Annotated in this window: 21 protein-coding genes; 7 read left to right on the plus strand and 14 right to left on the minus strand. The window is 40.6% G+C overall.

From position 1 onward, the window contains the following. Window positions 1–77: 77 nt before the first annotated feature. A complete protein-coding gene (locus ACQ2HE_RS03390) occupies window positions 78–1,019 on the plus strand; it encodes an alpha/beta hydrolase (protein WP_430894541.1) in 942 nt (313 codons plus the stop codon). A gap of 16 nt (window positions 1,020–1,035) precedes the next feature. Here ACQ2HE_RS03390 and ACQ2HE_RS03395 read toward each other — a convergent pair whose 3' ends face one another. Further along, a complete protein-coding gene (locus ACQ2HE_RS03395; RefSeq protein ID WP_430894539.1) occupies window positions 1,036–1,590 on the minus strand; it encodes a L,D-transpeptidase family protein in 555 nt (184 codons plus the stop codon). 171 nt (window positions 1,591–1,761) lie between these two features. On the opposite strand from ACQ2HE_RS03395, the gene ACQ2HE_RS03400 reads away from it, so the two are divergent. Further along, window positions 1,762–2,205 carry a DMT family transporter gene (locus ACQ2HE_RS03400; protein ID WP_430894537.1) on the plus strand — a complete coding sequence of 148 codons (444 nt, stop codon included), beginning with the start codon at window positions 1,762–1,764 and terminating at the stop codon, window positions 2,203–2,205. 58 nt (window positions 2,206–2,263) lie between these two features. Here ACQ2HE_RS03400 and ACQ2HE_RS03405 read toward each other — a convergent pair whose 3' ends face one another. The 6 genes from ACQ2HE_RS03405 to ACQ2HE_RS03430 all read right to left on the minus strand — a co-directional run bounded on the left by ACQ2HE_RS03405 (window position 2,264) and on the right by ACQ2HE_RS03430 (window position 6,797). Next, entirely contained in the window at window positions 2,264–3,088 is an 825-nt protein-coding gene (locus tag ACQ2HE_RS03405) for an outer membrane beta-barrel protein (RefSeq protein WP_430894535.1), read from the minus strand. A 31-nt stretch (window positions 3,089–3,119) separates the two neighbouring features. Next, on the minus strand, window positions 3,120–4,196 hold the full coding sequence (locus ACQ2HE_RS03410; protein ID WP_430894533.1) for an anti-sigma factor family protein: 1,077 nt from the start codon (window positions 4,194–4,196) through the stop codon (window positions 3,120–3,122). A 1-nt stretch (window position 4,197) separates the two neighbouring features. Beyond that, on the minus strand, window positions 4,198–4,683 hold the full coding sequence (locus ACQ2HE_RS03415; protein ID WP_430894532.1) for an RNA polymerase sigma factor: 486 nt from the start codon (window positions 4,681–4,683) through the stop codon (window positions 4,198–4,200). Window positions 4,684–4,819: 136 nt separating this feature from the next. Next, entirely contained in the window at window positions 4,820–5,023 is a 204-nt protein-coding gene (locus tag ACQ2HE_RS03420; protein ID WP_430894531.1) for a hypothetical protein, read from the minus strand. A gap of 180 nt (window positions 5,024–5,203) precedes the next feature. After that, window positions 5,204–6,391 (minus strand): glycine C-acetyltransferase, encoded by a 1,188-nt coding sequence (gene kbl, locus ACQ2HE_RS03425; protein ID WP_430894530.1) that lies wholly within the window; start codon window positions 6,389–6,391, stop codon window positions 5,204–5,206. Window positions 6,392–6,416: 25 nt separating this feature from the next. After that, the gene (locus tag ACQ2HE_RS03430) at window positions 6,417–6,797 is read right to left on the minus strand and encodes a RidA family protein (protein WP_430894529.1); all 381 of its coding nucleotides are present in this window, start codon (window positions 6,795–6,797) and stop codon (window positions 6,417–6,419) included. 241 nt (window positions 6,798–7,038) lie between these two features. Here ACQ2HE_RS03430 and ACQ2HE_RS03435 point away from each other — a divergent pair, with 241 nt between their 5' ends. The 5 genes from ACQ2HE_RS03435 (at window position 7,039) to ACQ2HE_RS03455 (ending at window position 13,000) form a co-directional block, all read left to right on the plus strand. After that, window positions 7,039–7,656: a 3-hydroxyacyl-CoA dehydrogenase family protein gene (locus ACQ2HE_RS03435; protein WP_430894528.1), complete on the plus strand. Its 618-nt coding sequence runs from the start codon at window positions 7,039–7,041 to the stop codon at window positions 7,654–7,656. Then, on the plus strand, window positions 7,656–8,336 hold the full coding sequence (tsaB, locus tag ACQ2HE_RS03440) for a tRNA (adenosine(37)-N6)-threonylcarbamoyltransferase complex dimerization subunit type 1 TsaB (protein WP_430894526.1): 681 nt from the start codon (window positions 7,656–7,658) through the stop codon (window positions 8,334–8,336). The genes ACQ2HE_RS03435 and tsaB overlap by 1 nt, the downstream gene beginning before the upstream one ends. A 105-nt stretch (window positions 8,337–8,441) precedes the next feature. After that, window positions 8,442–8,780, plus strand: coding sequence for an ArsR/SmtB family transcription factor (locus ACQ2HE_RS03445; protein WP_430894524.1), 339 nt, complete (start codon window positions 8,442–8,444; stop codon window positions 8,778–8,780). A gap of 91 nt (window positions 8,781–8,871) precedes the next feature. Next, window positions 8,872–10,284 (plus strand): MBL fold metallo-hydrolase, encoded by a 1,413-nt coding sequence (locus ACQ2HE_RS03450; RefSeq protein ID WP_430894522.1) that lies wholly within the window; start codon window positions 8,872–8,874, stop codon window positions 10,282–10,284. A gap of 244 nt (window positions 10,285–10,528) precedes the next feature. Beyond that, window positions 10,529–13,000: a DUF5916 domain-containing protein gene (locus ACQ2HE_RS03455; protein ID WP_430894520.1), complete on the plus strand. Its 2,472-nt coding sequence runs from the start codon at window positions 10,529–10,531 to the stop codon at window positions 12,998–13,000. 239 nt (window positions 13,001–13,239) lie between these two features. Here ACQ2HE_RS03455 and ACQ2HE_RS03460 read toward each other — a convergent pair whose 3' ends face one another. The 7 genes from ACQ2HE_RS03460 to ispG form a co-directional block, all read right to left on the minus strand. Beyond that, window positions 13,240–14,118: a lysophospholipid acyltransferase family protein gene (locus ACQ2HE_RS03460; protein WP_430894518.1), complete on the minus strand. Its 879-nt coding sequence runs from the start codon at window positions 14,116–14,118 to the stop codon at window positions 13,240–13,242. A gap of 4 nt (window positions 14,119–14,122) precedes the next feature. Beyond that, window positions 14,123–15,580 carry a RapZ C-terminal domain-containing protein gene (locus tag ACQ2HE_RS03465; protein ID WP_430894516.1) on the minus strand — a complete coding sequence of 486 codons (1,458 nt, stop codon included), beginning with the start codon at window positions 15,578–15,580 and terminating at the stop codon, window positions 14,123–14,125. Window positions 15,581–15,626: 46 nt separating this feature from the next. Then, window positions 15,627–16,358, minus strand: a complete 732-nt coding sequence (locus ACQ2HE_RS03470) for a nucleotidyltransferase family protein (RefSeq protein ID WP_430894514.1) — start codon at window positions 16,356–16,358, stop codon at window positions 15,627–15,629. 5 nt (window positions 16,359–16,363) lie between these two features. Further along, a complete protein-coding gene (nadB, locus tag ACQ2HE_RS03475) occupies window positions 16,364–17,992 on the minus strand; it encodes an L-aspartate oxidase (protein ID WP_430894512.1) in 1,629 nt (542 codons plus the stop codon). A 12-nt stretch (window positions 17,993–18,004) separates the two neighbouring features. Beyond that, entirely contained in the window at window positions 18,005–18,769 is a 765-nt protein-coding gene (locus ACQ2HE_RS03480) for a hypothetical protein (RefSeq protein ID WP_430894510.1), read from the minus strand. A 1-nt stretch (window position 18,770) separates the two neighbouring features. After that, complete coding sequence (locus tag ACQ2HE_RS03485; RefSeq protein WP_430894508.1) at window positions 18,771–19,727, minus strand: aldose 1-epimerase; 957 nt, start codon at window positions 19,725–19,727, stop codon at window positions 18,771–18,773. A 155-nt stretch (window positions 19,728–19,882) separates the two neighbouring features. After that, window positions 19,883–21,862 (minus strand): (E)-4-hydroxy-3-methylbut-2-enyl-diphosphate synthase, encoded by a 1,980-nt coding sequence (ispG, locus tag ACQ2HE_RS03490; RefSeq protein WP_430894506.1) that lies wholly within the window; start codon window positions 21,860–21,862, stop codon window positions 19,883–19,885. Window positions 21,863–21,939 lie beyond the last annotated feature (77 nt).

Raw genomic sequence — 21,939 nt, forward strand, 5'->3', positions numbered from 1 at the left:
AAACTAAGTTGCATAGTAGGTTTTATCACTAAATAAATTGAAAAACGTTAATTTACGAAGCAAAAGAACGGAAGGTCATGAAACTATTACGTAATCTGCTGCGCGTAGTCCTGCTATTGTTTATTGTTTTGAATTTGATGGCCGTTTTTCATGCCTATAAGTTTACTCATTTTTACGATGCTACAAATGAGCCGGTGATTCAAAGGCCGGAGCAAATGGGTTTTTGGCAGAAAACAAAATCCCTATTTTTTGGAATTAATTATTACAAGTCTGTAAATAAAGCTTTTCCAACCGGCGCTTATCAAACTATCAATTTTAAAACAAATGATGGATTGAAGATTGAGTCTTGGGATTGGCCAATTGATTCTTCTCAAGGATATGTTGTGATGTTTCACGGACATGGCTCTAGCAAGTCGAGGATATTGGGTGAGGCTGCGGCCATGCGAAAAATGGGATATTCGATTCTGTTAGTTGATTTTCGTGCACATGGAGGAAGTGACGGCAATACTTGTACCATTGGGCATGACGAGTCGGAGGAAGTTAAGCTTGTTTACGACTATGCTCGGGCGCATACCAAAGGGAAAGTGGTACTGTGGGGTATTTCTTTGGGTGCGGCTACCATTACTAGGGCTGTTGCACATGAGGGTGTGGAGCCCGATCAGGTGATTCTTGAAATGCCTTTTGGATCATTATCGGAAGCGGTTAAAGGAAGGGTACGCATTATGGGAATTCCTGAACAGCCGGTTGCCACTTTGTTATGTTTTTGGGGTGGAGTAGAGAGAGGCTTCTGGGCTTTTTCGCATAATCCATATGAGTATGCGGCTTCCATAAAATGTCCGGTACTAGTGCAATGGGGTGAAAAGGATCCGCGTGTAACTAGAGCAGAAATTGATGCTATTTATGGCGCTATTAAAGGAAATAATAAGAAGCTGGTAGTTTACAAGGACGCGGGTCACGAGTCGTTGTATGAAAAACAGACCGATTTGTGGTTGAAAGAAATCAAAAGTTTTTTGAACTAAAATTTAATAGCAATGCCTAATAGCGGATTATTACTTTGCTTCCCACTTTGAGAATTTCGTTGAGCTCATCTATGTCATCATTACGAAGGGAAATGCATCCATTGGTCCAGTTGGTATAGGTATCTACTACGATATCATCATTTGGCCAAGTGCCGTGGATGGCAATTCCATTTCCAATTTTAGCATTAGCGGGTATAATACCTGCCGCCTTTCGTTGTTTGAATTTATCCCAAGATTCTTTGTTGGGAAAATCGAGCAGGAACATTCGATGCCATTTATCGTGTACTCTTTTTGAAAGTATTTTAAAAGATCCTTCAGGTGTTTTTTTATCACCCTCCATGAGTTTATCGGTCAGCACTTTGTTTCCAAAAACAACAGGGTAGGTAGCAAACCAACCATCATCATCGTAAACACTCAGTTCGTAATCGGTTTTGTCAATAATGAGATAAACCGTTCCATTGGGTTGATTGTTGAATTTGGAATGCTTAGTGCTTCTTACACTTGTGTGTTTGAAAGAAACCAGGAGCAGGCTACTGAGCAGTAATAGGCCTGTTAGAAATTTCGTTTGCATACGGGGGTCGTTTAAGTAGAATTTCGCTGTGATTTTCCGGTTTAACTTTCAAGTACTAACATACAATCTTTTTGCCAAGTTTGCAATGGAGGACGATGGGGATGGTACTATTAATTAATGATTAACAGATTAGAGGTCAGTTTGTTAGCTTTGTGTTATAATAAGTTGAATATGAAATACCTATTTTTCTTGATGCCAATAATTGCCGGGATATCGATGTCTATTCAATCGGGGGTGAATGGTCAACTGCGTGCCGGATTGAATCATCCGATTCTAGCTGCATTTTTATCATTTCTAGGTGGTACGCTGGCATTGGCGCTGATATTGTTGTTTTCGAAACAGTCTTTACCGGCTGTGGAAGTGTATCGGGGAATTGAGTGGTATAAATATACCGGAGGCTTCTTGGGAGTTATAGTGGTCAGTTTTGTGATTTTGAGTGTGCATCAAGTAGGTGCGTCAAATATGTTTGTGTTAATAGTAGCGGGGCAATTGGCGACAGCTCTATTGATGGATCATTTTGGATTGTTAGGCTTAGCAGCTAGTGCTATTACAGTGAAGAAGTTACTTGGAATAGGATTGGTAATTGCGGGAGCATGGTTGGTTACAAAAAAATAAAAACCGACCATCATTTGCCCTGACGGTCGGTTAACATGAGAGAAATCGGGAAAAGCGATTACCAATTGCTCAATCGGATACCGATGTTATATGGAGTTTGGTCTAAACCTTTTTTAAACATGCTTTGAGTTGCGAGAGAACCATAGAGGCGGATAAAACCTAAGTTCAGTTCACCTACGTACGAAAGTTTGAATGGACGCAAGTCGAAATCATTTCTTGTTTTTTGCTTACCGTCGGCAGCTGTGATCGTTTTTTGACGGCTGCTGTACAAATAACCGGCGCTTACTCCGGCACTGAAGCCAACCGGATTCTTTTTCTTAGGAGTAAGGTTGAAGTTTAACATCATTGGAACGGTTAAATAATCAGCTGCTAATTTGTTCTTGCTGTAAGAAGTGCTATTGTCAAGAACTACCTTCGTAGGGTCGGTGTTGAATTTCACTTGTCTTGAAAAACGGTAGTTGTTTAACTCTAAACCGATACCGTATTTTAAATTCACAACATCTTTGATCAGGCTCACACGTTGCGTAAAGATCCAAATGTTTACGTTGATTGATTTGTTGTTTCTCAATTTAAACCAATCTTCGTTTGCACCGGGTGCGAAGCCTGTAGAAGGATCTTGGATAGCTGCGCTGCTATAATTGGTTTGATCATTGAATTGATTGATTCCAATATCTACAATACCCCAATTGGTTGACTTTCCTTTACTTTTCTTTTTTTCGATCTTCACTTCGGTGTCATTAGAGGAAGAACCTTTTGATTTACCATCGTCTTTCTTAATAATGGTAATGTTTCCAATTTTTACGGTGTCTGATTTTTCAGTTTCCTGAGCTTGAAGGCCTAGGGCAAAGCAAAATCCTGTCAGGAGTAAAAACATCCTTTTCATAATTATTTTTTTTGAAGTTGAGTGATTGTTATTAACGAAGCGCGAAACCTGCAATGCTTACATTGTTATCTCCACTGGCTTCACCGCCTTTGATACTCATGGCTTTTTCTGCAACCCGGGAAACTTTGCGGAAGAAGCCTCTTAATTTACCTTTTTGACGGTTATCGGTATTGATAGGTTCGAAAGCATTGTTGTTGTCAGTGTTTGATGCATAGGTTGCGATACTCGGTGTACTTGGAGTAGTTTCGATTCCTTTTACATCTACCGGCCCATCAATAACAGTTGGTGTAGTAGTTATTGTTTTAGGCTCGTTTACTGCAACAATCGGCTCTATAGGTTTAACGATTGTGTTGTTCGAAAAGTTACTAGGATTTTCAGATTTATTTTCTTTTCCATTAGCATTTGTTGATTTAACGCTAGTAACGTTGTTGGGCACACTATTTCTAACCGGCGAATATGCTATGTTTTCTTTTTGTGAGCTTGCTTCTTCGCTAGGAAGAACGATTGATTTTGATCCAGGTGCTGTATTTGCTTGTTGAGAAGGTGCAGGTGTGTTCACTTTTGGTTGAGTCCCTGCCATTTCAACTGAAGGCTTGCTATTATAGAAATAACCGGTAGTGCCGATAGCGAGAATTACAACAGCTGCTGCGGCAACCTGCCACCAACGAATCATAATAACTCGTTTTCCTTCTTCTTTTCTATACAATAAGTTCTTATCGGGGAATACAATTGAAGTGTCTGCTGTTACGCGAGCTAATTGCAATAGTTCGAAATTGGCTTGATGTTGAGGATTTTGATAAACGAACGCTTCAACTTTGGCTTTTTCTTCGTTACTGAGTTCGTTGTCGCTATAATCAATAAACTTTTCTTCGCAGTTCAATTCATTGATAAAAGCATTTTCATTCTCAGTTCTATACAGAGAAGATTTATCGAAGAATGGTGTTTTCAATTCAGGCAACTGAACAGTTTCTTGAAGAAGGGTTAGTTCTTCTGCCAGATCGGGGTTTTCCGCTACAAAAGCTTCCACAGCTTTTTGTTCTTCGGTAGACAATTCGTTGTCTACGTAAAGCAGAAAATATTCTTCGTAATTGTATCTGTTAATGTTCATGTTATAATACGTTTTCGGGGCTTACTAAATAATTTTTTAGTTGAACACGGGCTCTGTGCAAGTACACTTTAACTTGACTTTCACTGAGGCCTGTTATTTTCCCGATCTCCTCATAGGAGTATCCTTCATAGTCTTTTAAAAGAACCAGTGATTTTTGTTGTTCCGGTAAACGGCTCAATGCTTCATCAAGGATCTTTTTTGTATTCGAAACGGGGCGATCAATAACGCGAGCGTCTTCTTTGAATTCATCTTTTAGCGTAATTCTTTTCACTTTACGCAGATGGTCTATCATTTGGTGATAGGCAACGGTGAAAAGGTAGCTTTTAGATTTCGAAGCGTCTACTTCGTCTCTGTTCACCCACATTTTTTCAAATGCTGTTTGAACCACGTCTCTGGCATCTTCTTCGTGCCTGAGATTTTTATATATAAAGCGGTACACGTTGTCGGCGTACTGATTTACACATTGGTTATATTCTCTTTCGGTCATACAGTTGATTAGGAAAGGTTAGCTGATTAAAGGTAGTACGAATAAGGGGGAGATAATGTTACAGGGTTTTTGAAAAAAATAAAAAAAGAGGCCTTTGGGCCTCCTTACTAAAGATAAGTGTTTATATATCAGGTAGTTATTGTATTATTTTGGGTAGAATATAGGCTCCTAAACTTTCAAGGATAATAAATTCACCGTTGCCCAAATCAGGCTTATCAGTTTGACTTTCAATTAGATCTGAATTCAAGCCGTTGTTTTGACGTATGGCGGCTGCCACAACTAAAATTGCGGAGGCGACGAAAATGGTCCAAACAAAGCGTATAAAATTCTTGCGAAACATAAAGGCTGGTTGTAGGAATAAGACGCAGCAATAAGGGGAATGTTACAGGTTGGACGATAAATTTCCGAGTAGCGTTAATTGTACTGTTGTTTTTAGCGTAGAAAGGTAGGATCAATTAAGGCAAACAAAAAGAGAACCCTGGGGTTCTCTTTTGAAAAGTAAAGAATTTGAGAATAAATCTTATTTGAGAACACCGAGTTCTTTACCCACTTTCGTGAATGCAGCGATTGCGGTATCGAGGTGGTGTTGGTCGTGGGCGGCACTTAATTGAACCCGGATTCGTGCCAGTCCTTTGGCAACAACCGGATAGAAGAATCCGATCACATAAATTCCTTCATTTAATAACGCTGCTGCAAATTTTTGAGCAACTACTGCATCGTATAACATGATAGGAACGATGGGGTGATCTCCGGGTTTAATGTCGAAGCCCGCTTTCGTCATGTTATCTCTGAAATATTTTGTGTTGAACTCCAATTTGTCGCGCAATTCAGTTGTTTCACTAAGTAAATCCAACACGGCGATAGAGGCACCAACAATGCTGGGTGCAAGTGTGTTTGAGAACAAATAGGGACGTGAGCGCTGACGCAACATTTCAATCACTTCTTTTTTGCCTGAGGTAAATCCACCGGAGGCACCGCCCAATGCTTTACCCAAGGTTCCGGTAATGATGTCGATCTTTCCCATTACTCCTCTGTATTCGTGTGTGCCTCTACCGGTTTTGCCCAGGAAGCCGCTGCTGTGACATTCGTCTACCATAATAGCAGCATCGTATTGCTCTGCCAATGCCACAATTTTATCGAGTTGTGCGATGGTGCCGTCCATGCTGAATGAACCGTCTGTTACAATGATTCTGCTTCTTGCTCCGGCGGCTTCTTTTAGTTTCGCTTCGAGGTCGTCCATATTGTTATGTTCGTAGCGAAAGCGTTGGGCTTTGCACAAACGAACGCCATCAATAATGGAAGCGTGGTTCAGTGCATCAGAAATGATGGCATCTTGTTCATTGAAGAGCGGTTCGAAAACACCTCCGTTGGCATCAAAAGCTGCTGCATATAAGATGGTATCTTCGGTACCAAGAAATGCGGAAATCTTAGCCTCGAGTTCTTTGTGAATGTCTTGTGTTCCGCAGATAAAGCGAACACTGCTCATTCCAAATCCTCTCAGGTCAATGTATTTTTTTGCTGCTTCCAGCACTTTTGGATGAGAAGAGAGTCCTAAGTAGTTGTTTGCGCAAAAGTTCAATACTTTTTTGCCGTTTACTATTATTTCTGCTCCTTGGGGAGATTCGATGATGCGTTCGGTTTTAAAGAGGCCGGCGGTTTTGATTTCCTCTAACTCCTGAGCAATTCGGTTCGATAATGATGGATTCATGCAAGAACTATGAGATGTGAATTAATTATTTAGAAGCGATCATACTGATTTCAACGTTTACATTTTTAGGCAATCCTTTTACAGCTACGGTTTCTCGGGCCGGAAAGTTCCCTTGAAAATACTTACCGTATACTTCATTTACCGTGGAGAACAAGTCCATATCAGAAAGGAAAATGGTGGTTTTAACCACGTTGCTGAAGTCCATTCCTGCTTCAGCTAACACTGCTTTCAGGTTGTGCATTACCTGATGTGTTTCTCCTAGAACATCTGTTGCGTCGATGGTACCGGTGGTGGGATTGATGGCCACTTGACCTGATAAGAAAAGGAGGTTTCCTACTTGAACGGCTTGACTATAGGGCCCAATGGGGGCTGGTGCGCTGTTAGAATTGATGATCGTTTTTTCCATGCCCAAAAATAAGGAAAAGCGAGAGGGAGTAATTAAGAATTAGGAATTAATAATTAATAATGGAACAGCCGGTATACAGGAACGAGGAAGCGAGGAGACGAGGAACGAGGAAATACAAAGAAGCAAGAGGAGGGGCAGGGGGCGCATATCAGTAGGGCCCTGTAGGGGGCCCACATTAGTAGCTGCTGAATGAAATGAAGAGATGGGGGAGAAAGGGTTATTTTTGCAGAAAATTAGAAGCATGCAAATTGCGATATTGGCGAATGATGATCAAAAACAGGCTTGGGTAGCGGCTTTTGGTGAAGGAGACTGGTTGTGGTGTGGGTCGGTGAGGGCCTTGGCTGCCAGTACCGCAGATGTTTATGTTGACATGAGTTATCATAAAGATCCGGAAAGAGATGCTGTATTGATGCAAAGATCCGGTGCTTTGATATTAGTGAATGAGGTAGTTGATTCGGTTCCATTTGCGCGGTTTAACGGGTGGAATGGCTTTTTGAAAAGAGCAGTTTGGGAAATTGCGGGATTGAGCGAAGAACAAAGAGCTATTTGCGATCGTTTTTTTGAGACAATTGGAAAGCAATACCGAGTAGTTCCGGATGTTCCGGGAATGATTGGGGCTCGGGTGGTAGCCTGTATTATAAACGAGGCCTACATAACTGCCGGGGATGGAATTAGCAGCAAAGAAGATATTGATATTGCTATGAAGTTAGGGACGGGTTACCCGTATGGACCTTTTGAATGGGCTGAAAGCATTGGAAAAGAGCAGGTATTTCGATTGATGAAACGCTTGGCTACTGAGGATTCTCGGTATACTGTGGCTCCATTGTTGATTAATGAATGTGTTAAAATACAAGGATAATGGCATTGATATTATTGATTGATACGGCTACTGAACAGGGTGGCTTGTGGCTATCCAAAGATGGCGTGGTTTTAGCATCGGATGTTGAAACGAATCAAAGAGATCATGCATCTTGGATACATACTGCGATTAAAAGGATGTTTGATGAAACCGGTTTTGAGTTATCGGCGTTGGATGCCATTGCGGTAAGTGAGGGTCCCGGTTCATATACGGGATTAAGGGTAGGGATGTCGACAGCTAAAGGTCTCGCCTATGCGCTAAACAAGCCATTAATTGGTGTTGGCACATTGTTATTATTAGCGGCGTCTATGCAAGTAGAGCTAATGCAAATGGGTAGAAGGGTAGATTATATTGTTCCGATGATTGATGCAAGAAGGATGGAAGTGTTTACAGCGGTTTATGATTTTAATTTGAATGAAGAGAGCAAACCGGAAGCGTTGATACTATCGGGGGGGTCGTACGAAAAATATTTACAAAATAATGACATAGTTTTTTGCGGAAACGGTTCCGCAAAATTTCGAAGTTTGTGTACGAAAGACGGTGTACTCTTTTCCGCTACAACTGTGATTGGTAGCGCATTTGCAAAGATTGCTTTTAATCTGTTTTTAATGCAAAAATTTACTGATCTGCCTTATTCTGAACCCGTTTATATCAAAGAATTTTATACTCATCAATCTTAATTACCATTAAGCATTTTTAAAATATAATAACATACGATTCATTGATTTCATTCTATATTTGTTCTTTTAAGATTTATACTTTTTCTATTTAATACCCTTTCAATTATGAATGCTATTACCAGTTATTCGATGACTTTGAACGGAGAGACGAATTCAGTGAGTGTTGATTTCGTGAGTTTGAAGAAGGGGGCAATGATTTTGCGTGCATTGAACCATAAACTTCGTCAGCAAATTGTAAAATTGGTTGATGAGAAGAAGAAGATCACTGTAACCGAAATTTATGTAAACCTTCGTTTAGAGCAGTCTGTTGCTTCTCAGCATTTGGCCATATTGCGTAGAGCAGGCATAGTAAGAACAGATCGTGAAGGAAAGTTCATTTATTATTCAGTTGACAATGCTCGTGTAGCACAGATCATGAAGTGTGTTGACGAGTTAATTGCTTGATTATAAGAGTCTTGTTGTTTGCGTGTAGAAGCGAAGACCGGTGGGTTTTCGCTTTTCTTTTTTACAAGTATCTTTGCCTAAAATTGAATCGATGTTTATACAGCAATTATATACAGGATGTTTGAGTGAGGCGGCTTATTATATTGAGAGTGATGGAAAAGCGGCCATTATTGATCCAATGCGTGATATTGATGTTTACTTGAACTTAGCGAAAGAGAGAGGAGCTAACATCAGTTATGTATTTGAAACACATTTTCATGCCGATTTTGTGAGTGGTCATTTAGACTTGAGTAAGGCTACAGGCGCCCCCATTATTTATGGACCTGAAACCAATACGAAACTACCGGTTACCATTGCAACGGATGGACAAGTGTTTCAACTTGGAAGCATTAGCATTGAAGTGATGCACACACCAGGTCATACATTAGAGAGTACTTGTTATTTATTAAAGGATGAAAATGGTTTGCCTTATGCAGTATTTACAGGTGATACATTGTTTGTAGGTGATGTTGGCCGTCCGGATTTAGCGCAAAAAGGCTCTAATTTAACTATGGTTGAATTGGCAGGTATGCTCTATGATAGTTTGCAAAAGAAGATTGTGAATTTACCGGACGAAGTGCTGGTTTATCCTGCTCATGGTGCCGGAAGTAGTTGCGGTAAGAACTTAGGTCCTGAAACCTATAGTACCATTGGCGTTCAAAAGCAAACGAACTATGCTTTGCAAGCTCCTGATCGTGACTCATTTATTAGAAGTGTTACGGATGGATTGCAAGAACCCCCTTCATATTTTCCTATCAATGTTTTATTGAATAAAGAAGGATACGATAGTTTAGAGGCAGTGTTAGCCGAAGGAACAAAAGCATTGAGTATGGAGGAATTCAAATCTATGACCAAAGATGAAGATGTAATAGTATTGGATACCAGACATGCATCAAAATTTGTAGAAGGATTCATACCCGGATCTATTTTTATTGGACTTGAGGGAAGATTTGCGGAATGGGCGGGAAGCTTATTGAGTTTTGAGAAATCGATGGTATTGGTAACAGAACCCGGAATGGAAAAAGAATCAGTGGTTCGTTTGGCGCGTGTTGGATTTTCTAAGATTAAAGGGTACTTGAGTGGAGGATATGAAGCATGGCAAGAAGCCGGCAATAAGATCGATATGATTATCAATGTTGAAGCAGATGAATTGGCAATGGATCTTCCTTTCGATACTAATTTGGTTGTGTTGGATGTAAGAAAAGAGGCTGAGTATGCAGATGGACATGTGAAAGGTGCAGTGAACATGCCTTTGATAGAAATGACTGATATGGCTCGTGTGGCGCAGTTGGAAGATCATTTGAATATTTATGTGCATTGTGCGGGAGGATATAGAAGTGTGATTGGCGCTTCAATGTTGAAACGTCAGGGTATTCATAATTTGAGAAATGTAGAAGGTGGTTGGGCAAAGATCAAAGATCAGAAAGGAATTGAGGTAGAAAAGGTACAGGCCGCATTGAATTAATTTGTTATACAAGATTTGACGGCCGCACAGATCCGTTTTTATTCGATTCTACATATTTAAACTATCATTAAAGCAATGTTTCGGCATTGCTTTTTTATTGCCATTTATCCGATCTGTAGTCCTTTTAACATTATGCCAACAGCTGTTTTGTAACATCTGAAAACTCGGCGCGTCTCTATTCACTAGGTGGGCGAAATAGCCATCGCTCACGTTCAACTAACCATAGAAAAACAAAGACCTAGCCATGTTTAACAGACTCGTATGCTGCTTAATGGGGATTGCTGTCTCTTTTACAGCCTATAGCCAAAATGTAAATGTTGGGAAAACACTTCCAGCCCAACGCACTACCAAATCAGTAAAAATTGACGGTTTAATTAACGATGAAGCTTGGAAAGAAGCAGCTCGGATGGACGATTTTATTGAGTTTCGTCCGAAAGTGGGGCGTAAAGAAAACCCGCAAACCAGAACGGAAGCCTATTTGATGTACGATGATAATGGGATTTATTTTGGAGGCTTCTGTTATGAGAACACTAAAGACAGCATTACTACTGAGCTCAAAGGCAGGGATGGCTTTGGCGCCAACGACTTTATAGGAATTATTTTCGATACGTATTCGGATCGATTGAACGGATTCGAATATTTTATAACTCCACTGAACGAACAATGGGATGCTAAGATGAGTTCCAATCCAACCAGTAATAATGGTGGAGAAGATTTTAGTTGGAATGCGGTGTGGAAAAGCGGAGCCGTTATTCATTCAAATGGATGGAGCTTTGAAATGTTCATTCCCTATGGTGCGATTCGATTTGCAAAGAAAGATGTTCAAACCTGGGGCTTTCACGTAACCAGAAGAAGACGTAAAACGGATCAGCAGGTTACTTGGAACCCCATCGATCCAAATGTGAATGGATTTCTCACTCAAGCAGGTCACTGGACCAATATCAAAGACATCAAGCCGCCGTTGCGTTTGCAATTCTCTCCTTATTTCTCGGTGTATGCAAATCATTATCCCTATAATCAAACAGGTGTAAAAAACTGGACCTCTCAAGTGAATGGAGGAATGGATGTAAAATATGGTATCAACCAAGCCTTTACTTTAGATGCCACATTGATTCCGGATTTCGGACAAGTGCAAAGTGATAACCGAGTATTGAACCTGACTCCTTTTGAGGTGAAGTATAATGAAAATCGATCTTTCTTTACAGAGGGAACAGAATTGTTTAGTAAGGGTGATTTGTTTTATTCAAGAAGAATTGGAGGATCGCCGTTGCATCAGTACGATGTTTACAACACTCTAGGAGCAAATGAAGAGGTGATCAAGAATCCAACGGAGTCTAAATTGATCAATGCCTCAAAAATTTCAGGGAGAACCAAGGGTGGTTTGGGTGTAGGTATCTTAAATGCCATAACGAAAGCACAGTATGCTACCATTGAGGATATTAATACAAAAGGTCAGCGTAAGTTTGAAACGGATCCTTTGACAAACTATAACATAATTGTACTGGATCAAAACCTAAAGCACAATTCTTCGGTATCTTTTGTGAATACCAATGTGTGGAGAGGTGGTAGGGATTACGACGCGAATGTGAGTGCTGTGCTTTTTGATCTGAACAATAAGCAGAACATGTATAATTTGGGAGGGAAGATTGCTTATAGTCAGTTAATGGGAATCAAGTCAAACGGCGGAAACGTAAATGGCGTTAGTAGTTTGTTGTATTTTGGGAAAACCAGTGGTAAGTTTAATTTCAACGTGTTCCAAGAGTTGTCTGATAAGAATTATTCGCATAATGATATGGGATATTTCACCAATAACAACTATATCACACATGGCGTTTGGATGGGTAGAAGATGGACGGAACCCAAAGGATGGTACAATCGAATATTCTTGAACTTCAATGCGAATGTTCAGAAACTGTTTACGGCAATTCCCGGTTTAGATAAGCAATACATGGAAGCTCATATCAATAGTAATGTGAATTTTCAAACCAAGAAATTGAATTGGTACTGGATTTATGTGAATTTTAATCCGGCGCAGAATGATTTTTACGAGCCTCGTAAATATGGGGCTATGTTTAGAAGAAATGCCAGTTCTGCTATTGGCCTGGGCTACGAATCAAATTCCGCTAAGAAATACTCTGTAAGTTTCGAATCCATTACGAGAGTGTTTTTTAATTTCTACGGAGCTTGGGGGTCAGATATTAGCTTCACACATCGTTATCGTTTTAATAGCAAATTTTCAATTGACCATAGTTTGAACTTTATGCCGAGACCAACGGGAATTGGATTTGCAACCATGAATGGAAATGATGTTATTATTGGGAAGCGCCGTGTGAATACTGTAGAAGACATTCTGAGTCTCAAGTATAATTTCACCAATAAAATGGGCATTACTTTTCGTGCTCGCCATTATTTAAGCTCTGTACAATACAAACAATATTTCAAGTTGGATGAGAAAACCGGAAAGTTGAATGAGAACAGTGGATTTACGGGTTCAGCGAATCAGAACTTGAACTTATTCAATATTGATATGGTGTACACATGGCAGTTCGCACCGGGAAGTTTCTTGAATGTGGTTTGGAAGGATGCTTCTTTCTTGTATTCAAATGATGTGGTGAACGACTATTTCAAGAATTTTGGAAATAGTGTAAGAAGCGACCAAAACAATAATTTTAGTGTGAAAGTAATTTACTTTTTAGAGGCAAAGAAGAAGCGGTAACTAATTTGGTAATTGGTTGATTTGTTAATTCGATTAATACACAAGAATTTTAGGTCAAATCCATATTTCATCAAATGAATTGCATTGATTCATTGTCAAGTTAATTTAATCTTCACATAGGAAAAATTCTGTGGATTACTTTTGGTATATGAACCCTGAATTGGATTTCAATAGAGCTTAAGATGACAATATCGATTGGGTAATTTGAGCGAGGAGCCACAAATTTTCACATTCTCAAATTAACCAATTACTTTCCCGTATTCATCTTTCCATTCGTGCTTCCAACGGCGGTGGCTCCATAGGTAGTTCGAAGGATGTTGGCGAAGGCATTTCTCAATGTATTTGGCGTAGAGTGCGGTGATTTCACCTTGAGGTAAACTGTTTGGTTCTGCTGTAATGAATTCTGTATCTATTTTGTAATAGCCTCTTTTTGTTTTGTAAAAATGGGCGAATAAAATTACTGCGTCATTTACTTTGGCTCCCTTTTCAGGTCCAACCACAAAAGCCGTGGGTCTTCCAAAGAAATTGGTCCAATAGGCTGATTTTGGATTACCGGGACTTTGATCTGCAGCTGTTCCCAATACATGCAGTGTTGAAGCGTATTTGAGATAGTTGTTCTTAAAATCTGTTGCAGGAATCAGGATGGTTCCTAATTTGCTGCGCATATTATAAATAATTCGATCGAAGGCTTTGTTTCCAACCGGCATATAGATTCCGAGGAAAGGATATTTAAGTCTGGTGCATAATCCAAGATTTACATATTCCCAGTTGAAATTATGCATGCCTATTAAGTGAATGGGTTTATTGTATTGATAGGCTTTTTCAAAATTACTAAGATCGGCTTCGAAGCGCTTCTTCATTTCTTTCTCACCCCAAGTAATGAACTTGATGGTTTCCATAAAGGTATCGATGAAGTTATGATAGAATCCTTTTGCAATTTTATAGCGTTCTACATCCGACTTTTCCGGGAAGGCGATTTTTAGATTGTTCAGCACTACTTGTTTTCTGTACCCAATAATGTAGAAGAGTACACCATAGATTGCGTCTCCAAAGAAATACAATACTCTAACCGGCAATAAGCTTAGTAGGTAAAGTGGTATGAATATCAAGTAGTACATGCTATTAATATGGTAAGTTGATCCAATTTTTTGCTTCTTGTTCGATGTGCTGCAATTCAACTTTTACTTTGAATTTATTTCGCAGGTGGCGTGCAGTGGCGTCGGCGGCGTACACGCTTCTGTGCTGACCACCGGTGCAGCCAAAGTTGATCATCAAGCTGCCAAAACCACGTTTAATGTAATCTTCAACAGAGATATCTACAATATCAAACACACTATTTAAGAATTCCGGCATACGGGTTTCTTGTTCCAGATAGTCTTTTACCTCTTTGTCTCTTCCCGTCATTGTTTTGTATTTCTCAATTCTACCGGGGTTGAGAATTCCTCTGCAGTCAAACACAAAGCCGCCTCCGTTTTCAGATTCATCAGCGGGTATTCCTTTTCTAAATGAGAAGCTCGCAATTTTGACTACTAAGGGAGTTTCATCTGTAGCGCGAAGCGGTGTAAATCGATTCACGATTTCGTCGCTGATACAGATTTCCAGCACTTTTTTAAACTCGGGTACAGCAATGCCTAGGCTTTGATTTTCGAAGAACCATTTTAGGTTTGCCAGTGCTTGAGGGATGCTGGTTAGGAATTGTGCTTTTCTTTCAAACAGTCCTCTGAAGCCATAGGCTCCTAATACTTGAAGAAGACGGATGAGTACGTATCCGTTGTATTGACTTTGAAACACGGCTCTGTTTACCGGATGCCCCACTTCTACCTCAAACGCATCGATATAGTCTTTTAGCAGTCCATCTTTCCAATCATCTGGTAAGTTGGCTCTGGCTTGCCAAAGCATGCTTGCCACATCATATTGGGGTGCGCCTTTCATACCGCCTTGATAGTCGATGAAAGCAACGGATTGGTCAGGCTGCACCATGATGTTTCTACTTTGGAAATCACGGAACATGAAAAATTTATACTCTGTATGAGTTAGGTAAGTACTCAACGCTTCGAAATCGTCGATTAGTTTTTGTTTATCGTAAGGTTTGCGCAGGGCATCTAAAAAATAATATTTGAAATAGAGGAGGTCTGCAAGAATCGCTTGCCGTCCAAATTCTTGGTTGGTCAAACATTTTCTGTAGTCAATATCTTGGTCGGCTTGAACTTGAAGTTTTGCTAAAGAAGAAAGGCTTGTTTTAAAAAGTGCATAAATTTCATCTGTTAAGCCTTCCGATTCTAGTCTATTGAGAAGTGATACATCTCCTAGATCTGTTTGCAGGTAGATCGTTTTGTCTTCTGAAACAGCCAAAATTGTAGGTGCAGCTAGTTTTTTCTTATTGAATTGTTCGGTGAAATAGATAAAAGATTCGTTTTCAGGAATGTTGTTGCCATGTGTAGCAATTACACTGGTGCTGTTGCCATAAACACGGTAATACCTGCGGTCTGATCCCGCCTGCGGCAATAGATCTATTTTATCGGGAGCAGTTCCACTCCATTTTTCGAAGAGTTGGCTAATTGAAACTAGTACAGGATGCATGGATGTTTGTTGATCGTTGAAGCGCAAAAGTACGGTAATAGCTCGACTATGGGAAAAGCGCTTCTGCTTTCGCAACAGAATCGGGTTTGCCTACGTCTACCAATAAATCGCCACTATGGTCGTACCCCATTATTTTATGTGCTCCACCGAGGTCGAGATAAACGTCGATAACGGAGAATTTGCCTCTTTGGGTTATTAGGTCCAATACTTCCGGTTGATACACCACAACGCAACTATAGGAGCGTGCAATGATGTTTGGTTCTTTACCGCTTAGGCTTTTGTTCGCCATCCTGTATTCTTCTGTTTGATTGTTTTTCCAACCTACTAATCGGTAGTTTTCATCGAAGAGAAGGTTTCGGGAACTTGGGCGGGTTGTAACTCCGAAAGAAATCAGCGCTTCTTGTTTTTTATGGTATTCAAGAAGCTTGGTGATATTAAGGTTTGTTAAGATGTCGGCATTAATACTTATAAACGGTTCGTTTGAGCGAAGGAGGTCTGCGGCTTTTAATAGTCCACCACCGGTTTCCAAAACCGAATCGCTTTCATCGCTGATCATTACATTCGACCCCCATCCATTATTGGTTTTAACGGCTTCAATAATTTGGTCCGGAAAGTGATGCACATTCACCACCACATCTCGAATGCCGTATTGCTGCAGGTACTCTATGTTTCGTTGTAACAAGGGCTTTCCATTGACCGGAGCCAATGCTTTGGGATGGTGGTCGGTCCAAGGTTTGAAACGAGTTCCGAGTCCTGCAGAAAAAATAATGGCTTTCATGGATTTTATAGAACGATGTTTTGAAGTAAAGCGCTTTTGTTTGGATAGTCAGTATTGAAATGAAGTCCTCTGCTTTCTTTTCGGAATGTAGCACATTTCACGATCAAGTAGCTCACTGTAATCATATTTCTGAGTTCGCAAAGCTGAGGCGACAGTGTAGTGGTTTCATACAATGCTTCTGTTTCTTCCCATAACAGATCGATGCGTTTCATTGCACGTTGCAAGCGCGTATCGGTTCTTACAATACCCACGTAGTCGCTCATAATTTGTTGCACTTCTTTCAAGCTTTGGGTAATAAGGATCATTTCCTTTGGCTGATTGGTACCGCTGGCATTCCAGTCGGGAACTGCATTGGCATCGTATTGAGTGGCAATTTTGCCGGAAGTGGTTTTATCTTTTACGTCGAGGAAGCAACGGTGCGCAAACACCATGGCTTCTAATAGGGAGTTACTCGCCAATCGATTTGCCCCATGCAATCCGGTACTAGCGCATTCTCCGGCGGCGTAGAGGTTGTGAATGGAGGTACGACCCCATTCGTCTGTTTTAATACCACCACAACTATAGTGTGCCGCGGGTGCTACGGGAATCATGTGTTTGGAAACATCGATGCCTATGGATTTACATTTCTCGTAAATGTTAGGGAAGTGCTCTTTGAATTTTTCAAGGTCCATGTGTCGGCAATCGAGGTACACATGTTCGGTACCGTTGATTTTCATTTCGCTATCGATGGCTCTTGCTACAATATCACGTGGGGCAAGGTCTTTTCGATGATCGTATCGCTCCATAAAAGCTTCTCCATTCTTATTACGAAGAATTCCACCATCGCCTCTTACAGCTTCTGTAATAAGAAAGGATTGACCGCGCACTCCGGGTTCATATAGGGCTGTAGGATGGAACTGAATGAATTCCATGTTTTCAATTCTTCCTTTGGCTCTGTACACCATCGCTACTCCATCGCCTGTTGCAATGAATGGGTTGGTGGTGGAGCGGTATACCTGACCGTTACCTCCTGTTGCTAATAAAGTAACAGGTGATAATATCTTTTCAATTTGGTTATTGGTGTGATTGAGTACGTACACTCCCAAACAAGTAATGTCGGGGGTGCCTTTTGTAACCAGGTAGCCTAAATGGTGTTGTGTGATTAGGTCTACTACAAAGCAATGTTTGATGATCTCAATATTCTTATGCGCGGCAACGGCTTCTACCAAGGCGCGTTCCATTTCTTTTCCGGTAACGTCTTTGTGGTGAAGAATTCTGTATTCGCTATGGCCTCCTTCTTTGCCCAATTTGTATTCCCCGTCTTCTGCTTTATCGAAACGGGCGCCCCATTCAATAATATCATGAATTCTTTCAACCCCTTCTTTCACAACAATTTCTACTACTTCTTTATTACAAAGACCATCTCCTGCAATTAACGTGTCTTCGATATGTTTATTAAAACTATCATGTTCTGCATCCCATACTCCTGCAATACCGCCTTGCGCATATTTGGTATTGGTTTCATCGGTTTGAGTTTTTGTGATGACTGTAATTTTTTTGTCGGGGTAGGTGTCGGCTATTTTGAGTGCATACGTCAATCCGGCGATTCCGGATCCAATGACTAAAAAATCTGTTTGATGTGTGGTGGCTGCCATGTTCACTTATAATTAGAAGCTGATTGAATAATTCAATTGCTCAGGGTTATCGAAAAGCGACAAGAAATTGTATTTAATTGTAACCGTTTTTTTATCGGCTGAAAGTGTTGCATTGGTTCCGGTTAGCGCTGTCACAGGACTTGGGAGATTTATAGTAGTAGTGTAGGGTATTTCAATGCCGGCTCCTCCCATTTGTGTGTATTGTTGCATTTCAGGGCGAGCCATGATTTCTTTGAATTTGCCGGCATCCAATGTTTTTTTGATTGTACCTTTTGATGCTGTAACAGAGAATGCAGAGAATACTTCATCGGGACTAGCATTATCTGCGCCGCTACTTTGATCGCCCGTTGAAGGAAGCGCCTTTTTCATCATACCACTAATGGCACTCATGCTTCCGGTTCCTTGTAAAAGCGTTTGTAATTGTGAGTAAGATTTAAATGGAACAGTAGTGGTGATAACAAACACGCTATTGTTAAAGTCCATTTTCATCCCAATTTGACCGTTGTGAAAAAGCTCCCGTTGCTCTTTCGACAAGTTGCTTAGTGTATCGGTGATGCTACCTAAGTTTACAACGGTATCAATTGTTTTTTGAAGTTTTTTGATGTCTTCTTCTGTGCTCATTGATTTGAGCATTTCTAGCATTTGTCCCATATCCATTTTGGCGACATAGGAACCGGAACCATTACTGTTAATTGTAACGGAGTCGTTTACTTCGTAGCAGGCCAGTGCAACAATACTAATGATGGTAGCTAGGAAGAAGAATTTAAGCGTTCTCATATTATTGAATCTTTTTGATCTGATATTTTACTTTAAACACTTGTTCTTGATTTGGGGGCAAAACAATTAAACCCATTTTGTTTTCGAAGCAATTGGGTGCTCCACTCAAGTTTTCTATGGCGATGCTTTTGCGATCGTCTGGTGTGTATAGTTGGAGGTAGGGATAATGACTGTTGGTGTGAATTTGAAGTTGTATTCCGTTGCCAGGGTTGGTTAAGGTACAAACGTGTTGATCGAAATTGTTGAGCAAGAAACAATTGTCGAGAAAGGTTGCTTCTAATAGTGTAGCCTTGCTAAATCTTGTGTCATTTAGAAGTTTCCCGGTTGGAATTAGCTTTGAATCAAATTCCAGCATTTGGTTAGATGCGAATTCCAGCGTATAAGTATTGATTGGATCTTCGCCTAGTTTGAAATAGGGATGCCATCCATCGGCTAAAGGAATGGCTTGGGTGCTGTGGTTGTGTATAGTTGTAGAAAGTTGAACGAGGTCGTTTTCCCTTAAACTGTATACTATGTCACAGGTATAATCGAATGGGTATCCTTCGTCATCGGATTGATAACGATATTGAAGGTGGATGGAGGCCTGACTTTCATCGGTGATCACTTCTGTTACTTGATAAGGCTTGGAATGCAATAATCCGTGGATGGCAGATCCATCAAAGAATTTAGTTTTGAATTCGTAGGCTTTTCCTTCCCAATTGTATTTTCCTTCGGGGATTCGACATGCAAATGGACTTAGCTTCGCACTTTTGAATGAGCGTGTTAATTCTTGTTGAACCTCTTCTTCGCTTTTATAGTTTTCAATGATATTAAGTGGTCCGTTTGGAGTCATTACTTCGAAAGCATGCAGCAGCGCTCCATGATCGGGTAGAATGGATACGGATGTTTTGGTTTTTTGATTGATGATTTTGTACACCTGCAAACCATTCTCACTAACTTGTTCTATGGTGAAATTCATAGTTCTGGCATTTCGTTGAAATAGACCTTAAAGATACGTAATGCAGGTCAAGGGCAGAGATGCAGCAACTGTTAAATTAAGAATTAGTAATTAATAGTGGGTGCTGAATGAAGTCTGCGCTTGACGGTTACTTCTTGTGGGAATAGGGATACCTTTTATTTCCAGGCTCCGTTTTCTTTCAGTAGATCGATGAGTTGTTCTACTGCTCCGGCGCTGTCGATATTACGCTTTACCACTTCTTTGCCTTTATAGAGGGTGATTTTGCCCGGGCCACTGCCTACATAGCCAAAATCGGCGTCTGCCATTTCACCAGGCCCATTCACAATACAACCCATAATGGCAATTTTAACGCCTTTAAGGTGATTGGTAACGGCTCTGATTTTCGCAGTGGTTTCTTGCAAATCGAACAAAGTGCGACCACAGCTTGGGCAGCTGATGTATTCGGTTTTAGAGATCCTTGTTCTAGTTGCCTGTAGAATTGAGAAGGCTGTATTATTGGTAAATTGTTCGCGGTCCTTTACTTCGAGATAGGTTCTACCACTCACTTTCACATTGTCCATATGAGCATTGGATCCGTAGCCAAGGCAAATTCCATCGCCCATGCCTTCTAATAAAAGTGATCCTGTTTCTGTAGCGAAATGGATGAGGTGTTCGTCGGGTGTTTGCAAGTTGCTATCGGTTATCAAGATCACCGGATTTTGAATGTTGTTTTGCATGAATGCTACACACATGGCACGTACCGATTGCATGGCATTCGTGTTGGTGCTACTGAAGCAAAATACAACTGTTGGATCTTTGAATACAGGTGCCGAGAAATCGGGAAGACTGTTTGTTTCTGAAAAACAATCGATCATTACAAAGTTGAGTTCTTTGTGCAATGCCTGTTTTCCATAGTGCGAGCTATCAATAATGGGATAATAAGTTTGATGATCTGTTTGGTTTAACCAACTGTTTCCATCAGTAATAACCCGCAGGGTTCCCGGAATAGCAAATGAAAGGCTTTTCGAGCCAATGTAAATATAGTCTGCAGCCGCATCACCAATCGCCCATTTGTCTGTTTGCTCATCGTAAGTGTATCCAACGCTTTGCAAATCGGATGGTTGAATGGATTCTTTTTTGCTCAAATCGGCTATCACAACGGGAACATTCTTACCACCAATATTTTTGATAGGGGTGGAAGTTCTTCTTTTGTATTCAAAAGGATTGTAGGGTAAGTTTTGAGGTTCAGCAAGGGCCGGTTCTTTCCTGTCTGTAACAGCGTATCTTTTTACCAGGTCTTTACAAACCGGAATTTCAAATTCCGGATCTTCGGTTAAGGATACGCGTATGGTATCGCCAATTCCATCTTCCAGTAATGTACCAATTCCGATAGCAGATTTTATGCGTCCGTCTTCTCCATCACCTGCTTCCGTTACACCCAAGTGCAAAGGATACGCTTCGCCAAATTCTGTTTGCATGCTTGAGATGAGCAGTCTGTAAGCTTGAACCATTACTTGCGGGTTCGAGCTTTTCATGCTCAATACAATGTTGTGGTAATTTTCGTCGCGAGCGATGCGTAGAAATTCCATGGCACTTTCTACCATTCCATTGGGTGTATCGCCATAGCGACTCATGATGCGATCACTCAATGAGCCATGATTGGTTCCGATGCGCATGGCGGTTCCGTATTCTTTACAAATTTTCACCAATGGTGTAAATCGTTCGCGAATACGTTCAATTTCTTCCGCATAATCAGCATCGGTATATTCAATGAGTTCGAATTTCTTTTTATCGACATAGTTTCCGGGATTCACACGTACTTTTTCAATGATACGTGCTGCGATCTCGGCAGCATTTGGGGTAAAGTGAATATCTGCGATGAGAGGTGTATTGTACCCCCTTCTGCGCAGTTCTTTTTTTATCTCCAAAAGGTTTTCAGCTTCTTTCTTACTGGGGGCGGTAATGCGAACCAGTTCGGCACCTGCTTCAATACAACGGATGGTTTGCTCTACAGTAGCAATAGTGTCCATGGTATCGGTGGTAGTCATGGTTTGAACACGGATGGGATTGAAATTTCCCAGTTTCAGGTCGCCAATGGATACCTCACGAGTGGCCAGACGTTTGTACTTATTTAGTGCAGCTGCGTATGTTAACATGGCTCAAAATTACAAGCAATTGTAAATTAATGAGTAAGATTTAATAATTAATATAGAGGAACCAATTGATTCCTGAA

The organism is Endoryza foliicola (genome assembly GCF_050589245.1).
Lineage (GTDB): Bacteria > Bacteroidota > Bacteroidia > Chitinophagales > Chitinophagaceae > Endoryza > Endoryza foliicola.